The 18,949-nt window shown below is 51.8% G+C and carries 15 protein-coding genes; 5 read left to right on the top strand and 10 right to left on the bottom strand.

From position 1 onward, the window contains the following. Positions 1–422: 422 nt before the first annotated feature. From ACI48K_RS17050 to pflB, 6 genes are all read right to left on the bottom strand, one after another. Positions 423–1,436 carry an SPFH domain-containing protein gene (locus ACI48K_RS17050; protein ID WP_475028811.1) on the bottom strand — a complete coding sequence of 338 codons (1,014 nt, stop codon included), beginning with the start codon at positions 1,434–1,436 and terminating at the stop codon, positions 423–425. 18 nt (positions 1,437–1,454) lie between these two features. Further along, positions 1,455–2,228 carry a TPM domain-containing protein gene (locus tag ACI48K_RS17045; RefSeq protein WP_475028810.1) on the bottom strand — a complete coding sequence of 258 codons (774 nt, stop codon included), beginning with the start codon at positions 2,226–2,228 and terminating at the stop codon, positions 1,455–1,457. Beyond that, positions 2,225–3,256 carry a TFIIB-type zinc ribbon-containing protein gene (locus ACI48K_RS17040; RefSeq protein WP_475028809.1) on the bottom strand — a complete coding sequence of 344 codons (1,032 nt, stop codon included), beginning with the start codon at positions 3,254–3,256 and terminating at the stop codon, positions 2,225–2,227. Before ACI48K_RS17040 ends, ACI48K_RS17045 begins: the two co-directional genes overlap by 4 nt. 28 nt (positions 3,257–3,284) lie before the next feature. Next, complete coding sequence (locus ACI48K_RS17035) at positions 3,285–4,004, bottom strand: PspA/IM30 family protein (RefSeq protein WP_475028808.1); 720 nt, start codon at positions 4,002–4,004, stop codon at positions 3,285–3,287. Positions 4,005–4,177: 173 nt separating this feature from the next. Then, positions 4,178–4,918 (bottom strand): pyruvate formate-lyase-activating protein, encoded by a 741-nt coding sequence (gene pflA, locus ACI48K_RS17030; protein ID WP_475028807.1) that lies wholly within the window; start codon positions 4,916–4,918, stop codon positions 4,178–4,180. Between the two features lie 17 nt (positions 4,919–4,935). Then, positions 4,936–7,164: a formate C-acetyltransferase gene (gene pflB / locus ACI48K_RS17025; RefSeq protein WP_475028819.1), complete on the bottom strand. Its 2,229-nt coding sequence runs from the start codon at positions 7,162–7,164 to the stop codon at positions 4,936–4,938. A gap of 268 nt (positions 7,165–7,432) precedes the next feature. Here pflB and adhE point away from each other — a divergent pair, with 268 nt between their 5' ends. Both adhE and ACI48K_RS17015 read left to right on the top strand, forming a co-directional pair. Then, positions 7,433–10,075, top strand: a complete 2,643-nt coding sequence (gene adhE / locus ACI48K_RS17020; RefSeq protein ID WP_475028806.1) for a bifunctional acetaldehyde-CoA/alcohol dehydrogenase — start codon at positions 7,433–7,435, stop codon at positions 10,073–10,075. A 262-nt stretch (positions 10,076–10,337) separates the two neighbouring features. Beyond that, positions 10,338–10,796 (top strand): GNAT family N-acetyltransferase, encoded by a 459-nt coding sequence (locus ACI48K_RS17015; protein WP_475028805.1) that lies wholly within the window; start codon positions 10,338–10,340, stop codon positions 10,794–10,796. A 253-nt stretch (positions 10,797–11,049) separates the two neighbouring features. Here ACI48K_RS17015 and ACI48K_RS17010 read toward each other — a convergent pair whose 3' ends face one another. Next, the gene (locus ACI48K_RS17010) at positions 11,050–12,315 is read right to left on the bottom strand and encodes an NADH:flavin oxidoreductase/NADH oxidase family protein (RefSeq protein WP_475028804.1); all 1,266 of its coding nucleotides are present in this window, start codon (positions 12,313–12,315) and stop codon (positions 11,050–11,052) included. Positions 12,316–12,451: 136 nt separating this feature from the next. Between ACI48K_RS17010 and ACI48K_RS17005 the strand changes: the two genes are divergently transcribed. The 3 genes from ACI48K_RS17005 (at position 12,452) to ACI48K_RS16995 (ending at position 15,305) form a co-directional block, all read left to right on the top strand. Continuing rightward, on the top strand, positions 12,452–13,096 hold the full coding sequence (locus ACI48K_RS17005) for a TetR/AcrR family transcriptional regulator (protein ID WP_475028803.1): 645 nt from the start codon (positions 12,452–12,454) through the stop codon (positions 13,094–13,096). A 1,059-nt stretch (positions 13,097–14,155) separates the two neighbouring features. Next, positions 14,156–14,791, top strand: coding sequence for an FMN-dependent NADH-azoreductase (locus ACI48K_RS17000; RefSeq protein ID WP_475028802.1), 636 nt, complete (start codon positions 14,156–14,158; stop codon positions 14,789–14,791). A 28-nt stretch (positions 14,792–14,819) separates the two neighbouring features. Continuing rightward, positions 14,820–15,305: a MarR family transcriptional regulator gene (locus ACI48K_RS16995; protein WP_475028801.1), complete on the top strand. Its 486-nt coding sequence runs from the start codon at positions 14,820–14,822 to the stop codon at positions 15,303–15,305. A 109-nt stretch (positions 15,306–15,414) separates the two neighbouring features. On the opposite strand, the gene rfbG is transcribed toward ACI48K_RS16995, so the two are convergent. The 3 genes from rfbG to rfbC are packed head-to-tail and all read right to left on the bottom strand — an operon-like array spanning position 15,415 to position 18,921. Next, on the bottom strand, positions 15,415–16,494 hold the full coding sequence (rfbG, locus tag ACI48K_RS16990) for a CDP-glucose 4,6-dehydratase (protein ID WP_475028800.1): 1,080 nt from the start codon (positions 16,492–16,494) through the stop codon (positions 15,415–15,417). Positions 16,495–16,532: 38 nt separating this feature from the next. Continuing rightward, the gene (locus tag ACI48K_RS16985) at positions 16,533–18,353 is read right to left on the bottom strand and encodes a glycosyltransferase family 2 protein (RefSeq protein ID WP_475028799.1); all 1,821 of its coding nucleotides are present in this window, start codon (positions 18,351–18,353) and stop codon (positions 16,533–16,535) included. Next, positions 18,346–18,921, bottom strand: a complete 576-nt coding sequence (gene rfbC, locus ACI48K_RS16980; protein WP_475028798.1) for a dTDP-4-dehydrorhamnose 3,5-epimerase — start codon at positions 18,919–18,921, stop codon at positions 18,346–18,348. The genes ACI48K_RS16985 and rfbC overlap by 8 nt, the downstream gene beginning before the upstream one ends. Positions 18,922–18,949: the final 28 nt, after the last annotated feature.

Raw genomic sequence — 18,949 nt, 5'->3', positions numbered from 1 at the left:
TTTCTTTGGATACATCCAAACCTACATATTTTATGGTATTCTTCATAGTAACAGCTCCTTTCGCATGTAGCTCTGAAATGGTGATCTATCACTTCCATTTTTAACCTACGGTGTGCGAACAGGGGCTGCCTTTCGTTCATCTTAACTAATTTCGGCATATGAGCAGGGTAGCGGCCTAAATCGATGATTTAGTTGGAGAATTTCCTGTTATTACTCTACCAGATTCAATTAGGCTTCAATTAACAGGAGAATTTCCAGTTAGTGGGATCCATCAATTTAGTTCCATAGTTAAGAAGTACCACTTAATATCCAGTTTTCTTATGCAGCCGGCATAAAACCATCATATGAAAAAAATGAGCATGCCCGCAAAGAGCATGCTCATCTTCATAAAATCGGATGAAAGCCGTGCTAACATCATCACATTAAGCCAGCTTTTGTCCGCAATTCGGGCAAAAATTCGCTCCCTCGTTTTTCGCGCCGCAGTTCGGACAGAAGTTTGGCCGTTTATGCCCTTCGGACGAAGCCGCTGCGGGCGACGGCCCCTGTCCTCCGCCGGACGGCTGGGAACCCGGGCTTCCGGTACCGCTTTGGCCGGCGTTCATGTTCTTCAGCATCTCATTCGCGATATTCATGCCCATCATCATCCCCGCCATATCCGCTGCGGCCCCGCCGCCCTGCACCTTGCCTGATGCGATGCCGTCGGTCATGCTGACCTGTTGGTATTTGGAGAGGTTGCCGATCATTTCATGCGACGCCGTCTTGTTGATCATGTCCTGGATTTCCTTCGGATAATTGAAGCTCATCACCTGGAAGCCCGTAATCGTCAGTCCGTCGTTCATCACCTGCATATCCAGGTCTTCACGGATCCCCCGTGCAATTTCGGCGGCGTTCGCCTGCAGATTGAACATATCCTTGCCTTCCCGGCTGATCCATTTCATAAGCAGTTGATCCAGCACGGAGGTAATCCGGATTTTCACGTCTTCCACCAGATAACCTTGCTTGATGCCGGCCACTTTATCGATCAGGGTCACATAGTCGTTAACCTTGAAATTGAACGTGCCGTTCGCGCGAATCGGCATGCCGCCGGGCAGTTGAGGCGTCGGGATCAGCACCGGATTCTGCGTTCCCCAGCGGACTGTAAATTCCTTCGTGTTAACGAACAACACCTCGACCCGCATCCCGCTGTTGAAGCCGAACTTAAACCCTTTAAGCGTGGACAGGAAAGGGATGATCTCCGACTCGATGTTAAACTCCCCTTCATCCTTGAAAATCCCTTCGATCTTGCCGTTATTGATAAAAATGGCGTCCTGACCGGAGCGGATGATCAGTTTGCTCCACTTCTTGATCTCCCGGTTGCTCCACTTCCAGAAAATCATGTCGTCCCGGAATTCTTCCCACTCCACCACGTTCGAAAATTGGTTTTTAAAGAAGCTCATCGTTCCCTCACCCTTTCGTTAAAATGATCCTCTGCTGCCGCTGTGCGAATGCCCGCCGCCGGTAACGCCTCCGCCCCCTTTTCCCGATCCGCCGCCTTTCTCGATTTTCCGTTTCGTGACGGTGGTCCGGAGGAAGCGGTCCTGATGCTCCAGCACGCCGGAGTTGCCGGAATCCTCGTAGGTTTTGCCGCTCACGGTTACCCTTCCGCCGGAGCGGTAAGCCATCCCGCCGACAGCGACGGCTCCGACCGCCAGGGCGACGCCCAATTGAAACCATATATTGTAAAATATACCCGGCTTCACACCCAAATAACGATGAGCCGACTCGATGTATTCGCCAAAAGCCTGTTTATAATCCCCGGCACTTAGATAAGGAGATATCTTATCCCTGATTTTGTCCAGCCTGCTATCGTTCAGGAACTCTTCCCCTTTATAAAATCCGGTCAAATAGATATCCCGGTTTTTCATATCCAGCGTCAGAATGGCGGCATTGCCATGGGGATGGTCATAACCCGGAGCGCGGTCGTCGTAAAAATCCTCGGTCAGCTTGACGACATCCTCGTTATTCGGATTATCCGTCGTAAAGACAATAATGTCGGTTTCTCTTTCGGCTCCCAATCGGTTGGCCAGCGCGTTCAATTCCTCGGAGTCCGCCGGACTAAGCAGATGGGCTTCGTCGAAAATGAGAGGCTTGTCGCCTTCGGCGGCTTCGGCGGTCCGAAGCGGGAACGCCGCGATGAAGATGAGAACCAGGATCAGCAGACATCCAACTGCCGTAAGCCGTTTTCTCATAGAAATCCGCCTCCCATCATCCACGATACGGTTTTCAACGAAAGAAAGACCACGGCGGAAATTCCGGCGAACCACGCCGCCATCTTCGCTTTGCTGAGCGGCGGCTTGCCGACCACTTTGCCCGTCTGGCCGTTCATGACAAAGGTATGCTCCGACCGGTTGTAGTCATAGGACACCATCCATACCGGGAGCAGCACATAATCCGACTGCTTGACACGAGTGTCGATCCGTTTGTCGGTGTAGCTGACCGTTGCATACCCTCCTATCGTGGAGGAAATGTAAGATTCGATATAAGGACGGATTTTCTCTTCCGCACGCGGGAGCAGTTCCTCGCCGGTGTAACTGTATTTTTCTGCGATATAACCGGCGAGGTAAGGGGTTTTGAATGTTTTAAGCTGGTCGTACGGAAAAGGTTCCAAACGGTCCATCAACCGGTCATTCATCTTTTCCGAAGCATCGACCGGCAGCCGGGAATAATCAAGGACGATTTTCCGGTAAATCTCGAAGTGATCGGTTTCCGTGTATTCATAGTCTCCTCTCCGGTAGCTTCTCACCCGGGTGCCGTGGCCATGCACCTCCACGTTGTTATGCAGATGGAACAGCCAGAACGGCACATACATGCCCGTGATCCCCTTGATACGATTCGCGGTCATGAAGCCGCTCGGGGTCAGCAGGCCTTTCCGGCACCACTTTTTGAAAGCGGACATGGCCTCTTCCTTGCTGATGGAAAAAGGAATCACCTGAACCGGGGCCAGCTTTCCGGTCAAGCGGTCGCTAAGAACCACGGCCGAGCCGCAGAAGCCGCAGGTGGTCGCGCTGGTCTCGGGTTCGGTCACGATCACGGCGCCGCAGCTTTCGCAGTGGTATTCTTTGATCTCGCCGTCGGAAAACACCTGATTCTTCAGCGGGTCGGGAAGATGATCGATATTTTCTTTCCGGCCGCAGCTTGGACACGACAGCATTCCCGTTTCGCTGTCAAACGTCATGCCGCTGCCGCAATTCGGACATTTATATTCAATAACCGGCATTCGCTCACCTCAAATTCCAGCAAGATCGCTAGGATTTTTGATTTATATTGTTCTTCATGGCCGTGAGTTCGTCTTCAGGAGATACCTCCGCCGAGGCATCCGCTCCCTGAGCCGCTTGATCCGCTTTCTCCGCCGCGCTTTTCTCCAATTGAGTAATCAGTTCGTCCAAATCGTCCTCACGAACGCCGGCTCTTAGTTCGGCAAGGGCCAGCGCTTCGTTCAAGGCCAGTTCGGCCTTCTCCTCCATGGAACCAAAAGCCGAGTTCACTCCTCCAACTCCGCTGTCCGCATTTTTCTGCCGCTGCACCTCAGCCTCCGCCAGCTTGGCCTTTAACTCCATATGACGGGCTTCAAGCCCGCTGATGTCGGAAACCAGCTTATCCTGCATTTGTTTCATCTTTGCCGCGTTGGCGGACGCCTGCTCATAGGCTGATTTCAAGGCAGCAAGCTGCTCCGACTTCGTCGCCTTTTGCCGCAAAAACCGAAGCGCTGCCTCTTCGTCTCCCGATTCCACGGATTTCTCCGCATAACGCTGCAGCTTTTTGATCTCCGCGCCGCATTCCTCAAGCGCTCTCCGCGCTCTCTCCTCTTCCGCCTGCACGGAGGCCGTCTCCGCCTTTACCTGTCCCAGATCGCTGTTCAACCGGCGTATGTATGCATCGACCGTTTTTTCCGGGTCGTCCGCCTTGGCCGCCAGCCCGCCGAGATTGGCCCGCATAACATCCCGAAACCTCGCCAAGATTCCCACAAACCGTCCCTCCTCGTTAAGACTTTTCTTAATTATAATACATACTTCCTTTGAGAATGGTTTCATTCCGGGAACAAAGGCGAAATTAAAAAGCGGCCGCCCTGCGGCAACCGCTTTGTCCATTATGATCCGGTGCCTCGGAACGCAAGTGCCGAAAATCCGTGCTGCGTCTCCTACCGCGCCCCCAAAATCTCCTTCGCCTTTTGAATCGTCGCTTCATCCGGCGGCTTCGTGGCGGCAAGCGGATATTCGATGCCAAGCTGCTCGTATTTGTATTTGCCCATTTCGTGATACGGCAGGATTTCCACGCGCTCGACATTGTTCAACGTCTTGATGAAATCGGCCAGTCGCCGCAGGTCTTCCTCATCGTCCGAGATGCCGGGGACCAGCACATGCCGGATCCAGACCGGAATCCTCGCGTCCGAGAGATACCGGGCGAATTCGAGAATATGCTCATTGGATTTGCCCGTCAAATTGAGATGCTTCTCCGGATCGATATGCTTCAAGTCGAGCAGCACGAGATCCGTCACCTTCAGCAGTTCCTGCAGCGTCTCGAAGAAATGCCCGCGGCTCGTAAAGCACCCGCCGGAAGAATCAATCGCGGTGTGAATGCCGAATTCCCGCTTCAAGGCCTCGAACAGGGTTAGCAGAAAATCGGCCTGCAGCAGCGGTTCCCCGCCGCTTACCGTTACTCCGCCGCCGGAGTACTGCATAAACGGGAGATACCCGCGGATTTCATCGACCAGCTCCTGCACGGTGACGATTCGCCCCTGCCCGATTTTCCATGTATCGGGATTGTGGCAATATTGGCAGCGCAGCAAGCAGCCCTGCATAAAAACAACGTACCGGATCCCCGGCCCGTCGACCATGCCGGAGGTTTCTATGGAATGAATGCGGCCTTCCTGCTGTTCCATCGGCTCTCCCTCCCGGCTTAAATGATTTCGTGAAAGGTTCGGTTGATGACGTCAAGCTGCTGCTCTCTCGTCAGCTTGATGAAATTGACGGCGTAACCCGATACGCGGATGGTCAACTGCGGATACTCCTCCGGATGCTCCATCGCGTCGAGCAGCGTTTCTTTGTCGAATACGTTGATGTTGAGATGATGGCCGTCTTTGGCTGCGTATCCGTCGAGGATGGCGGTCAGATTGCGCACCCGGTCCTCTTCGTTTTTACCCAGCGCACCCGGAATGATCGAGAACGTGTTTGAAATCCCGTCCATCGCGTATTCGTAAGGCAGCTTGGCCACGGAGGACAAGGAGGCGATCGCGCCTTTCTTGTCGCGGCCGTGCATCGGATTGGCCCCCGGCGCAAACGGCTCGCCCTGCTTGCGTCCGTCCGGCGTATTCCCGGTCAGCTTGCCGTAAACCACGTTCGAGGTGATGGTCAGCACCGACATCGTTGTTCTCGACTGGCGGTAGGTCGAATGCTTTTTCAGCTTGCGCATGAAGCGTTTGACCAGATCGACCGCGATGTTGTCGACACGATCGTCGTTATTGCCGTAGGCCGGATACTCCCCTTCCAGGATAAAATCGACGGCGATCCCGTTTTCGTCCCGCACCGGCCGAACGGAGGCAAACTTGATGGCGCTGAGCGAATCAACGGCAACCGACAGCCCGGCGATCCCGGTCGCCATCGTCCGCATCGTCTCCTGATCGTGAAGCGCCATTTCGATACGTTCGTAGCAGTATTTATCGTGCATGTAGTGAATCACGTTCAGCGTATCGATATAAAGCTCCGCCAGCCATTCCATCATATGATCGAAAGCCTGCATCACTTCGTCAAAATCCAGCTTTTCCGAGGTGATCGGCCGCATGGGCGGAGAGATTTGCACCTTCATCTTTTCGTCGATGCCGCCGTTGATTGCATACAGAAGCGCCTTGGCCAAATTGGCCCGGGCTCCGAAAAATTGCATCTGTTTCCCGATGCGCATAGCCGAAACACAGCAGGCAATTCCGTAATCGTCGCCAAAATAAGTCCGCATCAGATCATCGTTCTCATATTGGATCGAGCTGGTCTGAATCGTCATGCGCGCGCAATATTCCTTAAATTTCTGCGGCAGCCGGGTGGACCACAGCACGGTCAGGTTCGGTTCCGGCGACGGCCCCAGCGTTTCCAGCGAATGCAGGAACCGGTACGTATTTTTCGTTACTAGCGGGCGGCCGTCCTGACCGATCCCGGCCAGCGATTCCGTCACCCAGGTCGGGTCCCCGCTGAACAGCTGATTATACTCCGGCGTCCGGGCGAATTTCACCATGCGCAGCTTCATGACAAAATGGTCCACCAGCTCCTGAGCCTCTTGCTCGTCGATTCGGCCCGCCTTGAGATCGCGATTAACGTAAATGTCCAAAAAAGTGGAAGTCCGGCCAAGGCTCATCGCCGCCCCGTTTTGCTCCTTAATCACGGCCAGATAACCGAAGTAAAGCCACTGGAAAGCCTCCTGCGCGGTGCCCGCCGGTTTCGAAATGTCGAATCCATAGCTGGCCGCCATCTCATGCAGCTCGTTTAAGGCGCGAAGCTGCTCCGTAATCTCCTCACGGGCCTGGATAATATCGTCTCTCATCTCGCGCTCGTCGAAGAAAGACAGTTCATCCTGCTTGCTTTTGATCAGAAAATCGGTGCCGTACAGCGCAACCCGGCGGTAATCCCCGATAATGCGGCCGCGGCCGTACGCGTCGGGAAGCCCCGTGATGACGCCTGCTTTTCTGGCTAGCTTCATGGCCGGGGTATAGGCGTCAAAAACACCCTGGTTGTGCGTTTTCCGGTACGTGGTGAAAATGTGCTCGACCTCCGGATCCAGCTTGTAGCCGTAAGCTTCGACGGCGTTTTGCGCCATCCGAATCCCGCCGTAAGGCTGAAGCGAACGCTTGAACGGCTTATCGGTTTGAAGACCGACGACGCGTTCAAGACTCTTGTCCAAATAGCCCGGGGGATGCGAAGTAATGCTCGACACCACCGAGGTGTCCATGTCGAGCACGCCGCCTTTTTCCCGTTCCTGCTTGGCAAGCTCCATAAACTCCTTCCAGAGCTGCATTGTCGCCTCCGTCGCTCCGACCAGAAAAGACTCGTCTCCCTCATAGGGCTCGTAATTCAGCTGGATGAACTGGCGGACGTCGATCTCCTCCTGCCAGGTTCCCGGTTTAAAACCTTCCCATGCCTGCATGGTCATTGTCCTGATTCCTCCTTTAGCTCTTCATCATGGATTCACAGATGCGCTTAGTATGATGCAACCCGGACAAATCTAAAGGATGTTCAAATTGGATAATGTGGGCGATTTCGCCACTTCCGCATTTCCGCAAGATTGAAAGGGGTACGCCAGAAACTGGCTTGGGTAAGAAGGTGCCGTCAGGAAAAACTGTACTTGTTTATAAGGCTAGGTTGTTGAACTTCTGCCTTTAATACGTTCAATTATTCCATAGGGAGGGAAATGAATGGCTGTCAAAACCAAAAGCCCGGCCGAAGCCAAAGCGTCCGCCGCTGCCGAGCCGACAGACAAGAAAAACGCCGCGCAGGAAGAGGTTAACCGTCTGGTAACCCGGGCCAAGGCGGCGCAAGAGGCTTACCTGCACATGGAGCAGGAACAAATTGACCGCATCGTGCAAGCCATGGCGCTCGCCGGGCTGGACAAGCATATGCTGCTCGCCAAAATGGCGGTGGAAGAAACCGGCCGCGGCGTGTACGAGGATAAGATCACGAAAAACCTTTTTGCCACCGAATACATTTATCACAGTATCAAAAACGACAAAACCGTCGGTATCATTGAAGAAAATCCTTATGAAAACTATCAGCGGGTGGCCGAGCCGGTCGGCATCATCGCCGGAGTCACGCCCGTAACGAATCCGACCTCGACGACGATGTTCAAAACGCTGATCGCCACAAAAACGCGGAACCCGATCATTTTCGCCTTTCATCCATCCGCGCAAAAATGCAGCTCCGAATCGGCCAAAACGCTGCTGGACGCAGCCGTAGCGGCCGGGGCTCCGGCGCATTGCGTGCAGTGGATCGAGCATCCGTCGCTGGAAGCAACAACGCTGCTCATGAACCACCCGGACGTTGCGCTTGTTCTGGCCACGGGCGGGTCGGCGATGGTCAAAGCCGCCTACAGCACCGGCAAACCGGCGCTTGGCGTCGGGCCGGGGAACGTCCCGTGCTTTATCGAAAAAACGGCGGATCTCCGGCAGGCGGTCACCGATCTTATTTTGTCCAAAACTTTTGACAACGGCATGATCTGCGCCTCCGAGCAATCCGTCATCATCGAAGAGCCCATCTACGATGAAGTGCGCAAGATGATGACGGACAACGGCTGCTATTTCCTCGACAAAGCGGAAACCGAAGCGGTGTCCGGTCTCGTGATCACCGGTGAGCGGTGCGCCGTGAACGGCGTGATCGTCGGACAGCCCGCCTACAAAATCGCCGAAATGGCCGGTCTTTCGGTACCGAAGCATACAAAAATCCTCGTTGCCGAGCTGGAAGGCGTTGGGCCGGATTACCCGCTGTCCGCCGAGAAGCTCAGCCCGGTGCTGGCGTGCTATAGAGTCGCCTCAGCCGAGCAGGGCATCGAACGCGCCGCGGAAATCGTCAAGTTCGGCGGACTCGGCCACTCCTCCGTCATACACTCCAAGGACGACGGGATCATAGAAGCTTTTGCCGAAAAACTGAAAACGGGCCGCGTGATCGTCAACTCCCCATCCACTCATGGGGCCATCGGCGATATCTACAACACGAATCTGCCGTCCTTGACGCTGGGCTGCGGGTCGTACGGCCAAAACTCGACGACCTCCAACGTATCCGCCGTAAACCTGATTAACATCAAACGCGTCGCCTACCGGACGGTCAATATGCAGTGGTTCAAGGTGCCACCGCGGATTTATTTTGAAAAAGGCGCCACGCAGTATCTTGAGAAAATGCCGAACATCTCCAAGGTGCTGGTCGTCACCGACCCGATGATGGTCAAGCTCGGCTATGTGGAGCGAATCGAATACTATCTGAGAAAACGGGAAAAGCCCGTTTCGGTTGAGATTTTCTCCGATGTCGAGCCCGATCCGTCCGTGGACACCGTCAGACGCGGCACCGAGCTGATGGACAGCTTCCAGCCGGACTGCATCATTGCGCTGGGCGGCGGCTCCCCGATGGACGCGGCCAAAGCGATGTGGCTGTTCTACGAATACCCGGACACCAGCTTCCATTCGCTGAAGCAAAAGTTCCTGGATATCCGCAAACGGGTCTACAAGTATCCGCGACTTGGGGTGAAAGCCCAGTTCGTCGCGATCCCGACCACATCGGGAACCGGGTCCGAGGTGACTTCCTTTGCCGTCATCACGGACAAAAGAGAGGGCCAGACCAAATATCCGCTCGCGGATTATGAGTTGACCCCCGACGTGGCGATCATCGATCCGGAGCTCGTTTACTCCCTGCCGAAAACGGCGGTGGCCGACACCGGCATGGATGTGCTGACGCATGCCATTGAGGCTTATGTCTCGGTCATGGCGAGCGATTACACCGACGGTTTGGCGCTGCACGCGATCAAGCTGGTGTTCCGGTACTTGGAGCAATCCTTTCATACAGCCGACCCGACCGCTCGCGAAAAAATGCATAACGCCTCGACGATCGCCGGGATGGCTTTTGCCAATGCTTTCTTAGGCATTAACCACAGTCTTGCGCACAAATGGGGCGGCGAATACCATACCGCGCACGGCCGAACGAACGCGATTCTGATGCCGTATGTCATTCGCTATAATTCCCAAAAGCCGTCCAAATTTGCGTCGTTCCCGAAATACCGCTACTTCATCGCCGATGAACGGTACGCGGAAATCGCCCGGATGCTGGGACTGGCGGCGAAAACGACGGAGGAAGGCGTCAACAGTCTGATCGAAGCGGTCCGCAAGCTGAACCAATCGCTCGGCATTCCGGAGAGATTCCAGGATCTAGGCTTCGACCCGTCCGACTTTGAGTCGAAGGTCGATTATTTGGCCGACCGCGCCTTCGAGGACCAATGCACCACCGCCAACCCGCGCATGCCGCTGGTGACGGAGCTGGCGGAAGTATACCGGGACGCTTTTTACGGACGGTTCTAAGGTAAGTTAAGCAAAATTCGTTTATAAAAAGGAGCCTGCCTCAGAAATGGTTGCCGCGTACTTCCATTTGCCAAGGAGGCTTCTTTGTTGCGTCCGCCGCAATGATCGGAGCTTTCATGCATACCTGCAGCATTTTCCTATAATAAACTTAACAATAGAATCAACAACCGGATCAGAAAAGAGGCGGAAATGATGGAAACTGCACTATGAGGTTATCTCGGATGAACAAATCGATTGTTGCAAGGACCTGTGCAATGAACTTATGGCTTTTCAGAAAACCCAAGCGAAGATAACGCCTGAATTGTTCGATACCATGAACTTTGAAACCCGATTCGTCCCTTCCGTACAGAAGGCGCGGCATAACCACACCATCGTGGTTAAGGATGGGGATCAAGTCGTAGGCTATGCTTATTCGAATATCTCACCCAAGGAAGTCTATGATACCGGGTTTGCGATCTTTTTCGATTTATCGACGGTAAAAGGCAATCTGGTGGGTTGCTTATCCCAATTGTACATTCGGGAAAAATACAGAAAATATGGAGTTGGATCCGAACTTTTCAAACGGTCCATGCAATGGTTGGAATCTTTTGACGAGGTGGACGATTATTTTATTTTTGTGTCCAACGGAAATGATAACGCCCTGAATTTTTACATACAAAAAGGCTTTTCCGTCAGCCATGAAATCCGTGGCGGATTTATTACTATTTTGAGAAAAAGCTAGGTCCTTTGCGGTGGACTACCTAAACGGATGATTCGCCGCCTTTCTAATTTTTGAGAAATCGCTTGTTTTTATGCAATCTTACTTTAATTGGCCGACATGTTATCGGCTTTCCGATTCGCACGGGCCATGATATATTGGATGGGAACTTGGCGGCGCTTTGCGGGAAGTGGCGGCTGCTTATATAGAAACCGCCAGCGGTGCCACGCTGACGGTTCTTTCTGAGATTGCGATGTGCATCGACCCTTGACCCGGATTAAACCCCGGTTTGCCGAGCTGCTTCCGCTCTCCGTTTCAATAATGCCGCTAAGTTTTTCTCTTCAAGAGCTTGGAACTGCGCCAACGCCTCGGATGCGCCGAGAGTGAGGTCCGGTTCCAGGCCATCACCCAAACGTTCGAGCTGCATGTTCATCCAAGGCAACTGCTCAATTGGCGCAAGCGAATCCTCGGGCGCCACGGCCCGGCTGATTTGGCCGCTTTGCAATTTCGCCGGCGTATCCGGATCGGCGATCATCGGTCGTCCAATGCCGATCACGTCCAGCTCTCCCGCTTCCAATGCGCTCGCCATAGCTTCGAGCGAGCGGAATTTCCCCGTTACCATCACCGGCATTTGGGCCACCTCGCGAACGGCTCCCGCATACTCCAGAAAATAAGCTTCGCGCTGCTTCGTGCTTTCGCTGCGGCCGTCTTCGCCTTCGTCGAGGAAGGTCGCGCCCATGAGCTTCGGCTGCTCCAGCGAACCGCCCGACAACTCCAATAGATCAAGGCTCGTATGGTTCAGCAGCTTCACCAGCTCGATGCATTCCGTAAAGGTAAACCCGCCTTTTTGAAAATCCGACGAATTCAGCTTGATGCCAATCGGGAACTCCGGCCCGATTTCCGCACGGATCGCTTCAATCGTTTCGAGCAGAAATCGCGCCCGATGCTCCAGCGTTCCTCCCCAGCGGTCCTGCCGAAGATTCGTCAGCGGACTCAAGAATTGGGAAAATAGATACCCGTGAGCCGCATGCAGATGCACGCCCGTGAACCCGGCTTCCTTGGTCTTCCCGGCCGCATAGGCGAATTGGCTAATCGCCTTTTGGATCTCGGCCTCGGTCATTTCACGCGGCGTGGCGAAGGTATATCCCAGCTCGCGCGGGACTTTGACATTCACGGAAGAAGGCGCCAGCGGACTTGGGTTCACCAAGTCGGATACCTGTCTTCCGGTGTGGCTGAGCTGCGCCCAGAAGTGGGCTCCGCCGGACGTTCCCGCTTTGGCGACGGCGGCCAACGCCTCCAGGTCGCTATTCTGGTCGAGCACCACGTTAAGCGGCCTTTCCAAATGCCAGCGGTCGACTTGCACATTGCCGGAGAAGAGCAATCCCGCGCCGCTGCGCGCCCAACGGCTGTATAGAGCCGCTAACCGCGGAGTCGCGTTATTGTCCGCATCGGCAAGGCCTTCGCTCATCGCCGCTTTGGCCAGCCGGTTTCGCAACACCGCGCCGGACGGCAAAGTCAGCGGATCCGAAAGCAAATGAGACATGTTGAATCATCCTTTCTTGTTTAGCCGGATCGTCGGCTGAATTTAGAAAACGACAACGACCGTTGTCGTTGTTAAAATCATAGAGCTGGTGTATGCTTTTGTCAAGAAGATGCATCTATAGATCGGAGGCACTGCCGTGGAGCGTTCGGCGAACGACAATAAGAAGCCAACCCTGATGGAGCGTAAACGCGCGGCCATCGTGGATGCGGCGATGCGGGAATTTTTGGAGTCCGGCTACGCGCTGGCCTCGATGGACCGGATCGCGGAAACCGCCGAGGTATCGGTCAAAACCGTCTACCGCCACTTCGAGAACAAGGACGACCTGTTCCGGACCGTGATCAAGGCCGCTTGCGTCCGGATCGACCGGGATGAAGCAGAAGGCCGCGACCCGGCCTGGATGAACGAAGAGCCGGAACACGGGTTTGCGCTCGCGGGCGCCCACTATCTGAAACACGCGCTAGACCCGGAGAATCTGGCTTTATACCGGGTCGTCACCCAGGAAGCGCTGCGTTTCCCCGAGCTGGTTCGCGTATACCGGGAGGAAATCACGGCGCCTCAAAACGAGCTGTTCGTGCGGTACGTGGATCGCTGGATGGACCAGAAATCCTGGACTATCCGCAACAAAAGCGAAGCCGGCCGCGTTTTTACCGCCCTGCTCCGCTCGGAATTGTTCGAGCAGGCTTTGCATGGGCTGCGCGAGCCCGATCAGGCTGAGGTACAAGCCCAGGCCGAGAAGGCGGCGTCGCGGATTCGGGTTTTGCTTGGAGCGGGGGAACTTTAAGGGGAACGGTAGATATAAAAAAGAGCACCTCATACGGGGTACTCTTTTTATCGCATTTGGCCCTATTTTTACGTTTAGTAACTACTAACGGGAATTCTCTAGTAAATTAACTGGAATTTCTCCTGTTAATTGGAGCCTCATTGAATCTGCTAGAGAAATAACTGGAAATCCTCCTGCTAAATCATCGGTTTAGGCCGTAAACCTGCTCGTTTGCCAAAATTAGTGGGAGCATTTCCAGTTAAACCGCCGTAAATCCCCATTTTGCTAAAATTAACGGGAGCTTTTCCCGTTATTGGGCAAAAATAAGTCGGCCTCGAGCTGCCAACGGAAACTTTCCGGCAAAGATTTAAGAATTGCTATTTTTGCTGTTGTCGATTTTCGAATAGAAATTTAAAAATTTATTTATAGTAAGTACAAACAATATTAAATTCGAAGCAATTCCAATCGTATTAATATGGTATGGATTACTAATGTCATACGATGAAAAAAACCACACGAATGAGCTCGCCAAAAATAAAACTCCGGGAATTACCAGCTGAGCCTTGGATATACAGCGAAATAAAACGCTTACAAAACTCAATGCAGTGTATGCAATAGAGAAGCATAGGAAGAAAATAAACTCCGTAATTGTAACTTCGGGAGGAATTTCAGATAAAAGAGATTCGCGAATGAAATATTGGATAACCGAAAGTAGAAACATAAATGGAAAAACAAAAAACAAACTAACTCTCGAAGTGATTCGTTTTAATGGGTTACCTTCTTGTTTTTTTAGCAAAAAAATTTCTCCTTTCCTTCTTTGCCAGTTTCTTTAATTATATATAATATTCATTTGGATTTGTTGATTTAACTAGAATTTCGGGCACAGAAATCGTTGAAATGAAGATATTATTTTTTGCAATAGGTGCGGTTCTGCTAGTTTTAAGAAGAACAATGCGCTGGGAAGCAGAATAATAGTCACTAGCATCGACCAATTAACCGTCATTAAAACCTCTTTACAAAATACCTCAACCGATCTATTATTGATTCCATGGAATCAATAATTCATTGGGAGGTATCTTTATGTCGTCCTTATTGTATGTCACCGCTCATCCCCTTACCGAGAGTGAGTCCAGATCGCTGACCATCGGGAACACTTTTTTGGAAGCTTACCGGAACGCTCATCCCGGCGATTCATTTACCGTGCTGAACCTGTTTGAATCGGGGGTTCCCGCCATTGACGCCGTTACGTTCAGCGCGTGGGGCAAGCTTCGCAAAGGGGCCGCCTTGGCCGACTTATCCGAGCAGGAACGCGTATCGGCAAGCCGGCACACGGCCATGTCCGATCAGTTCATCAACGCCGACAAGTACGTTTTCGTGAACCCGATGTGGAATCATTTTCTCCCGCCGGAGTTGAAAGCGTATCTGGATACGTTATGTGTGGCGGGGAAAACCTTCCGTTACACGCCGCAGGGTCCCGTCGGCTTGCTCCAGGGCAAAAAAGCGCTCCATATCCAGGCCTCCGGAGGCGTATACGAACGGGAAAGCGCGGATTTAAAAGATTTTGGCCATGCTTATCTCGCGCACATCATGCATTTTTTTGGTATAACGGATGTACAAGGTTTGTTTATTGAAGGGTGCGACGCGCGTCCGGACGAAGCCCCGGCCATCATGGACAAGGCTGCTGCCAGAGCGGTGGATTGGGCCGAGCTTTTTTGACGCCGCGTAAGCCGATGGGAGGAAAGCCGTGATCTTGCCGGAGGATATTATCAAGAAACTGGAACAATTCGTTTATGAAAAAGACGAAATCGCCAAGGAGAAGCAGCTCAGCCTCCAGCAAAAATGGGGTGAAGCCGATTTCCCCAAAGACGGAGTTACCATGGTGGAGTTGCATGTTTTGGACTGGATCGGTCAACAGCCGACCCTGAATGTTATCAACATCGCCAAACACATGAAGATGACCCGCGGGGCCATCTCCAAAATCACTTCCCGGCTGGAACGAAAAGGACTCATCCTTAGAGCCCAGCTCCCCACCAACCAGAAGGAAGTCTTTTTCAGCCTCACTGCGATAGGGCAAAAACTGTGGGAGTTTCATCAAGAAGAGCATCGCCGAGTGATGCGGCAATATGACGAATGGCTGAACACCTACAGCCCGGAGGAACTCGCCGTCATCGACCGTTTTCTCGGGGAGTTGGTGGGGCGGAAAATGGGGAGGGTAGAGCGGGATCGTTAAATCCATCTTTACCACATGAAAACAAAAGGGGCGACTGACGCGTTTTTCACGATCAGCCCCCCTTTTGTTTGCTTTTAAGCCGCCCTTCGGGAAGCTTCTTGCGCTTAATTTATTGTTCAGCCTCATATTGGGCAATCTGCCGCCAACATAAATCTTTGATGTCTTTACCGTCCAGATAATCGACAAACCATTCAATCGTGTAATCCAATGCTTTACTTAACGGCCATCTTGGAGCCCACTCAAGCTCGTTCATCGCTTTGGAACAATCCAGCTTAAGCATGCTCGCTTCATGTTTATGCTCCTGCCTGATTACTTCATAACCGGGATGCTCATAAGGCCATCTGTTAAGCATTTGGTTAACAATCCACTCAACCGGCCGGGCATCACCGTCCTTCGGCCCAAAATTCCAAGCTTGCGCGAATTTTTCGCCTTCCAGATACATCCGCTGGCTTAGCAGCAGGTACCCCGACAGCGGCTCTAGCACATGCTGCCAAGGCCGAATGGCTTCCGGATTCCGAAGCTGAATCCGCTCCCCTTTCGTCAGCGCTCTGATCAAGTCGGGAATCAAACGATCCTCCGCCCAGTCCCCGCCGCCGATCACATTGCCTGCCCGCGCAGTAGCCACTCTGATCCCCGATGATTGTAAAAATGAGCGGCGATACGCTGAAGTAATCAGTTCGGCACAAGCTTTGCTGCTGGAATACGGATCGTATCCGCCCAGAGGTTCGTTTTCACGGTATCCCCAATGCCACTCCTGATTTTCATAGACTTTATCCGTAGTCACATTCAGAATGACACGTACCGAGCTGCAAGTGCGTGCAGCCTCAAGTAAATTCATCGTCCCCATCACATTAGTGGTATAGGTTCCGATTGGATCCTCATATGATTTCCGGACCAAGGGCTGTGCCGCCATATGAATGATGATCTCCGGTTGCGCCTTTTGCATGGACTGTTTCAGCATCTCCAAATCGGCGACATCCCCAATCGTCCATTCAGCCAGAATGTCCTGTAAATTCGCCGTTTCAAACAAAGACGGAGTAGTGGGGGCCGGCAAAGAATAACCCGCAACCCTGGCTCCCATACTATGAAGCCACAGGATAAGCCAGCTTCCTTTAAATCCTGTGTGCCCCGTAAGAAACACTCTTTTGCCTGCCCAAAAGGAACGGTCCACGCTGCCTGATTTCATCATATAGGCACTCCTTAAAATTGATCTGCAATTAAATAGGTTTACCGAACACCTTGATAATCCATTTGATAAATGACATAACCCGTACGCAATACGGACTGCAAATAATCCGTTTCTCTCTCACGGCCACCTGCAAGAAGCTTGGCCAATTCATCAACAATCAGATCGGTGTCAGGAGCACGTTCAGTAAGAAAGTTCATCATTGAGGTCGGTTCAAATCCGTATTTTTGCGCTTGCAAAAAAAGCATTTCGCTCAAGTAAATCTTTCGATTATGAATCGAATGTGAACGATTGAGCATTTCGTATAATGCTTCTATGCTAATTATATTATTCACCATAAAAACCAGCTTCCCGTTGGTACTCATCACCTTCGAAAGACTGCTGAAAATAGTATCCAAATCATCATCCGGGAATAGATCCAACGGTTTCTCTATATAAGCCAGATCGATTTTACCATGGATATCCTCCGGCAATTGACGCAAATTGTCGAGCTGAAAGACATTGTCCGAAATGGAATTAAGGTCGGCCGTATACTTCGGCTCCGTCGTGCAAATGGACAAACGCGGCTTTATTCCGTAGTTCGACCACACGCGATTTTTGATTTGGAGCAAGGTAGCCCCGCATTTCACATCGATCCCCAAAATAGATTTCACTTCGGACAAACGGTTGTAATCTATATTCAAATACGTCGGATTCATACGTGCATCGAGCCAAGCGTCGAGGCCGTATTTCTCCAAAAAAGTCTTTCTTCCCTCTTCCATCGAATTGGTAAGATGGTCGCTGGAAGTAGTCAAGCTGCCGTAATGATGCGTCACTGTATCCGCGCAATAAACAAGCTTGTACCCGGCCCGTCTGATTCTAAAACTGATATCGTCGTCCAAAAATTCGCCACGGAAATAACGAGTGTCGTAATAACCGATACGATCAAGGAGAGCCGTCGGGCAGCACAAAACATTGGGCAGCAGCACAACGCGCTCTTCCCATTTGGAAGGATCGCTTACATTGTACGCTCTGGCCTTTTCCACAAAATCCTCTTTGGAAATGAAAGGGATGGGAATTTGCTGCATATTGGTAATAAATGTCGCGCCCGGAGACACGAACCCGATCTCAGGATCCGATTCGATGCAAATCATCAAATTACTTAACCAGTTTGGCGTAAATATGAAATCATTACATACGGCTGCGCAGTATTGTCCTTCTGCCGCCATCAAACCAATGTTGAAGCCCTTTACGACATGCAGGTTATATTTCAAATGAATGACCTTTGCACCCGGAATGGAATCAAAATACTCTTTCGTGCCATCCGTCGACCCGTTATCTACGAGGATCAGTTCGTACTCTACGTCATCCGTGTTGGCTAGAATACTTTCCACGCAATCACGCGTATAATCAAGATTATTGTACGCAAGAAGAATGACGCTTGCCTTACAGCGGGCTTCTTTACCTCGCGCGGCAATCTCGGCGTGATCAACAACGCTTACTTCAGGATACAAACGCGGATAATCCCGCTTGTTTACGAAATCCTCCAAAATATAGGCAACTTCATATTCGAATATCCTGAACAACGAACGGAAATGAAACCGAAAATCATACAAAAACAGCTCTACTTCGTTGTGAACTGCGTTTTGCTTTAACCGTTCCGCGTAAAAAATGAGATTCGCGTTGATTTCTTTAACGCGATTAGGGGCAGAACTTAGTGCCGCAGACTTTTCAATCACAGCCGCCAGTTGAATGATGTTATCCAGCATTTCGAGATCGGTCAGGTTTAATTCGCCGCGATCAATACAATCTTCCAAAATGCCAACGCCTTCATATCCCATCTGCAGCGTTTCCAGGACCTGTTTTGCCGTCAAATTATCCATTTCCGTCTCCCTCACTCAAAATCATTCCACCCGTACGAATATCAAAATCCTTCCACTGTTCATCTTTCGCGGAGATCGTAAGCTCGTCCCTATAAGGCCATTCAATGCCAAATGCGTCATCGTTCCAACGGACTCCGGATTCATGGGAAGGAGTGTAATATTCGCTGACCATATAGTGGATGCTTGTATTCTCCGTCAATGTTTGGTAACCATGGGCGAACCCTTTCGGAACATATAAGGATTGGCGATTTTCCGCAGACAATACGATTCCAAACCACTTCCCGAATGTTGAACTGCCGCGATTAAGATCGATGATAACGTCATAGATGGCTCCTTGAAAACACGAAACGATCTTGTCCTCGCTATAAGGAGGCAACTGAAAATGCATTCCCCTTAAAGTGCGCGGGTTATAGTTGAAAGCCACATTGGATTGAACCATATCAAATAAAATGCCGTGTTCGGCCAATGTTTCTTTACAAAAGCTTCTGGCAAAATAACCGCGGTTGTCTCCAATCGGTTCCATTTCTATCACCGCAGCCCGATTCAACGATACGGATTTCACTATCATTTCGGCTCTCCTTGCTTCTTAATATTCG

The organism is Paenibacillus terrisolis (assembly GCF_056171975.1).
This window is presented reverse-complemented; position numbering and strand designations above follow the sequence as displayed.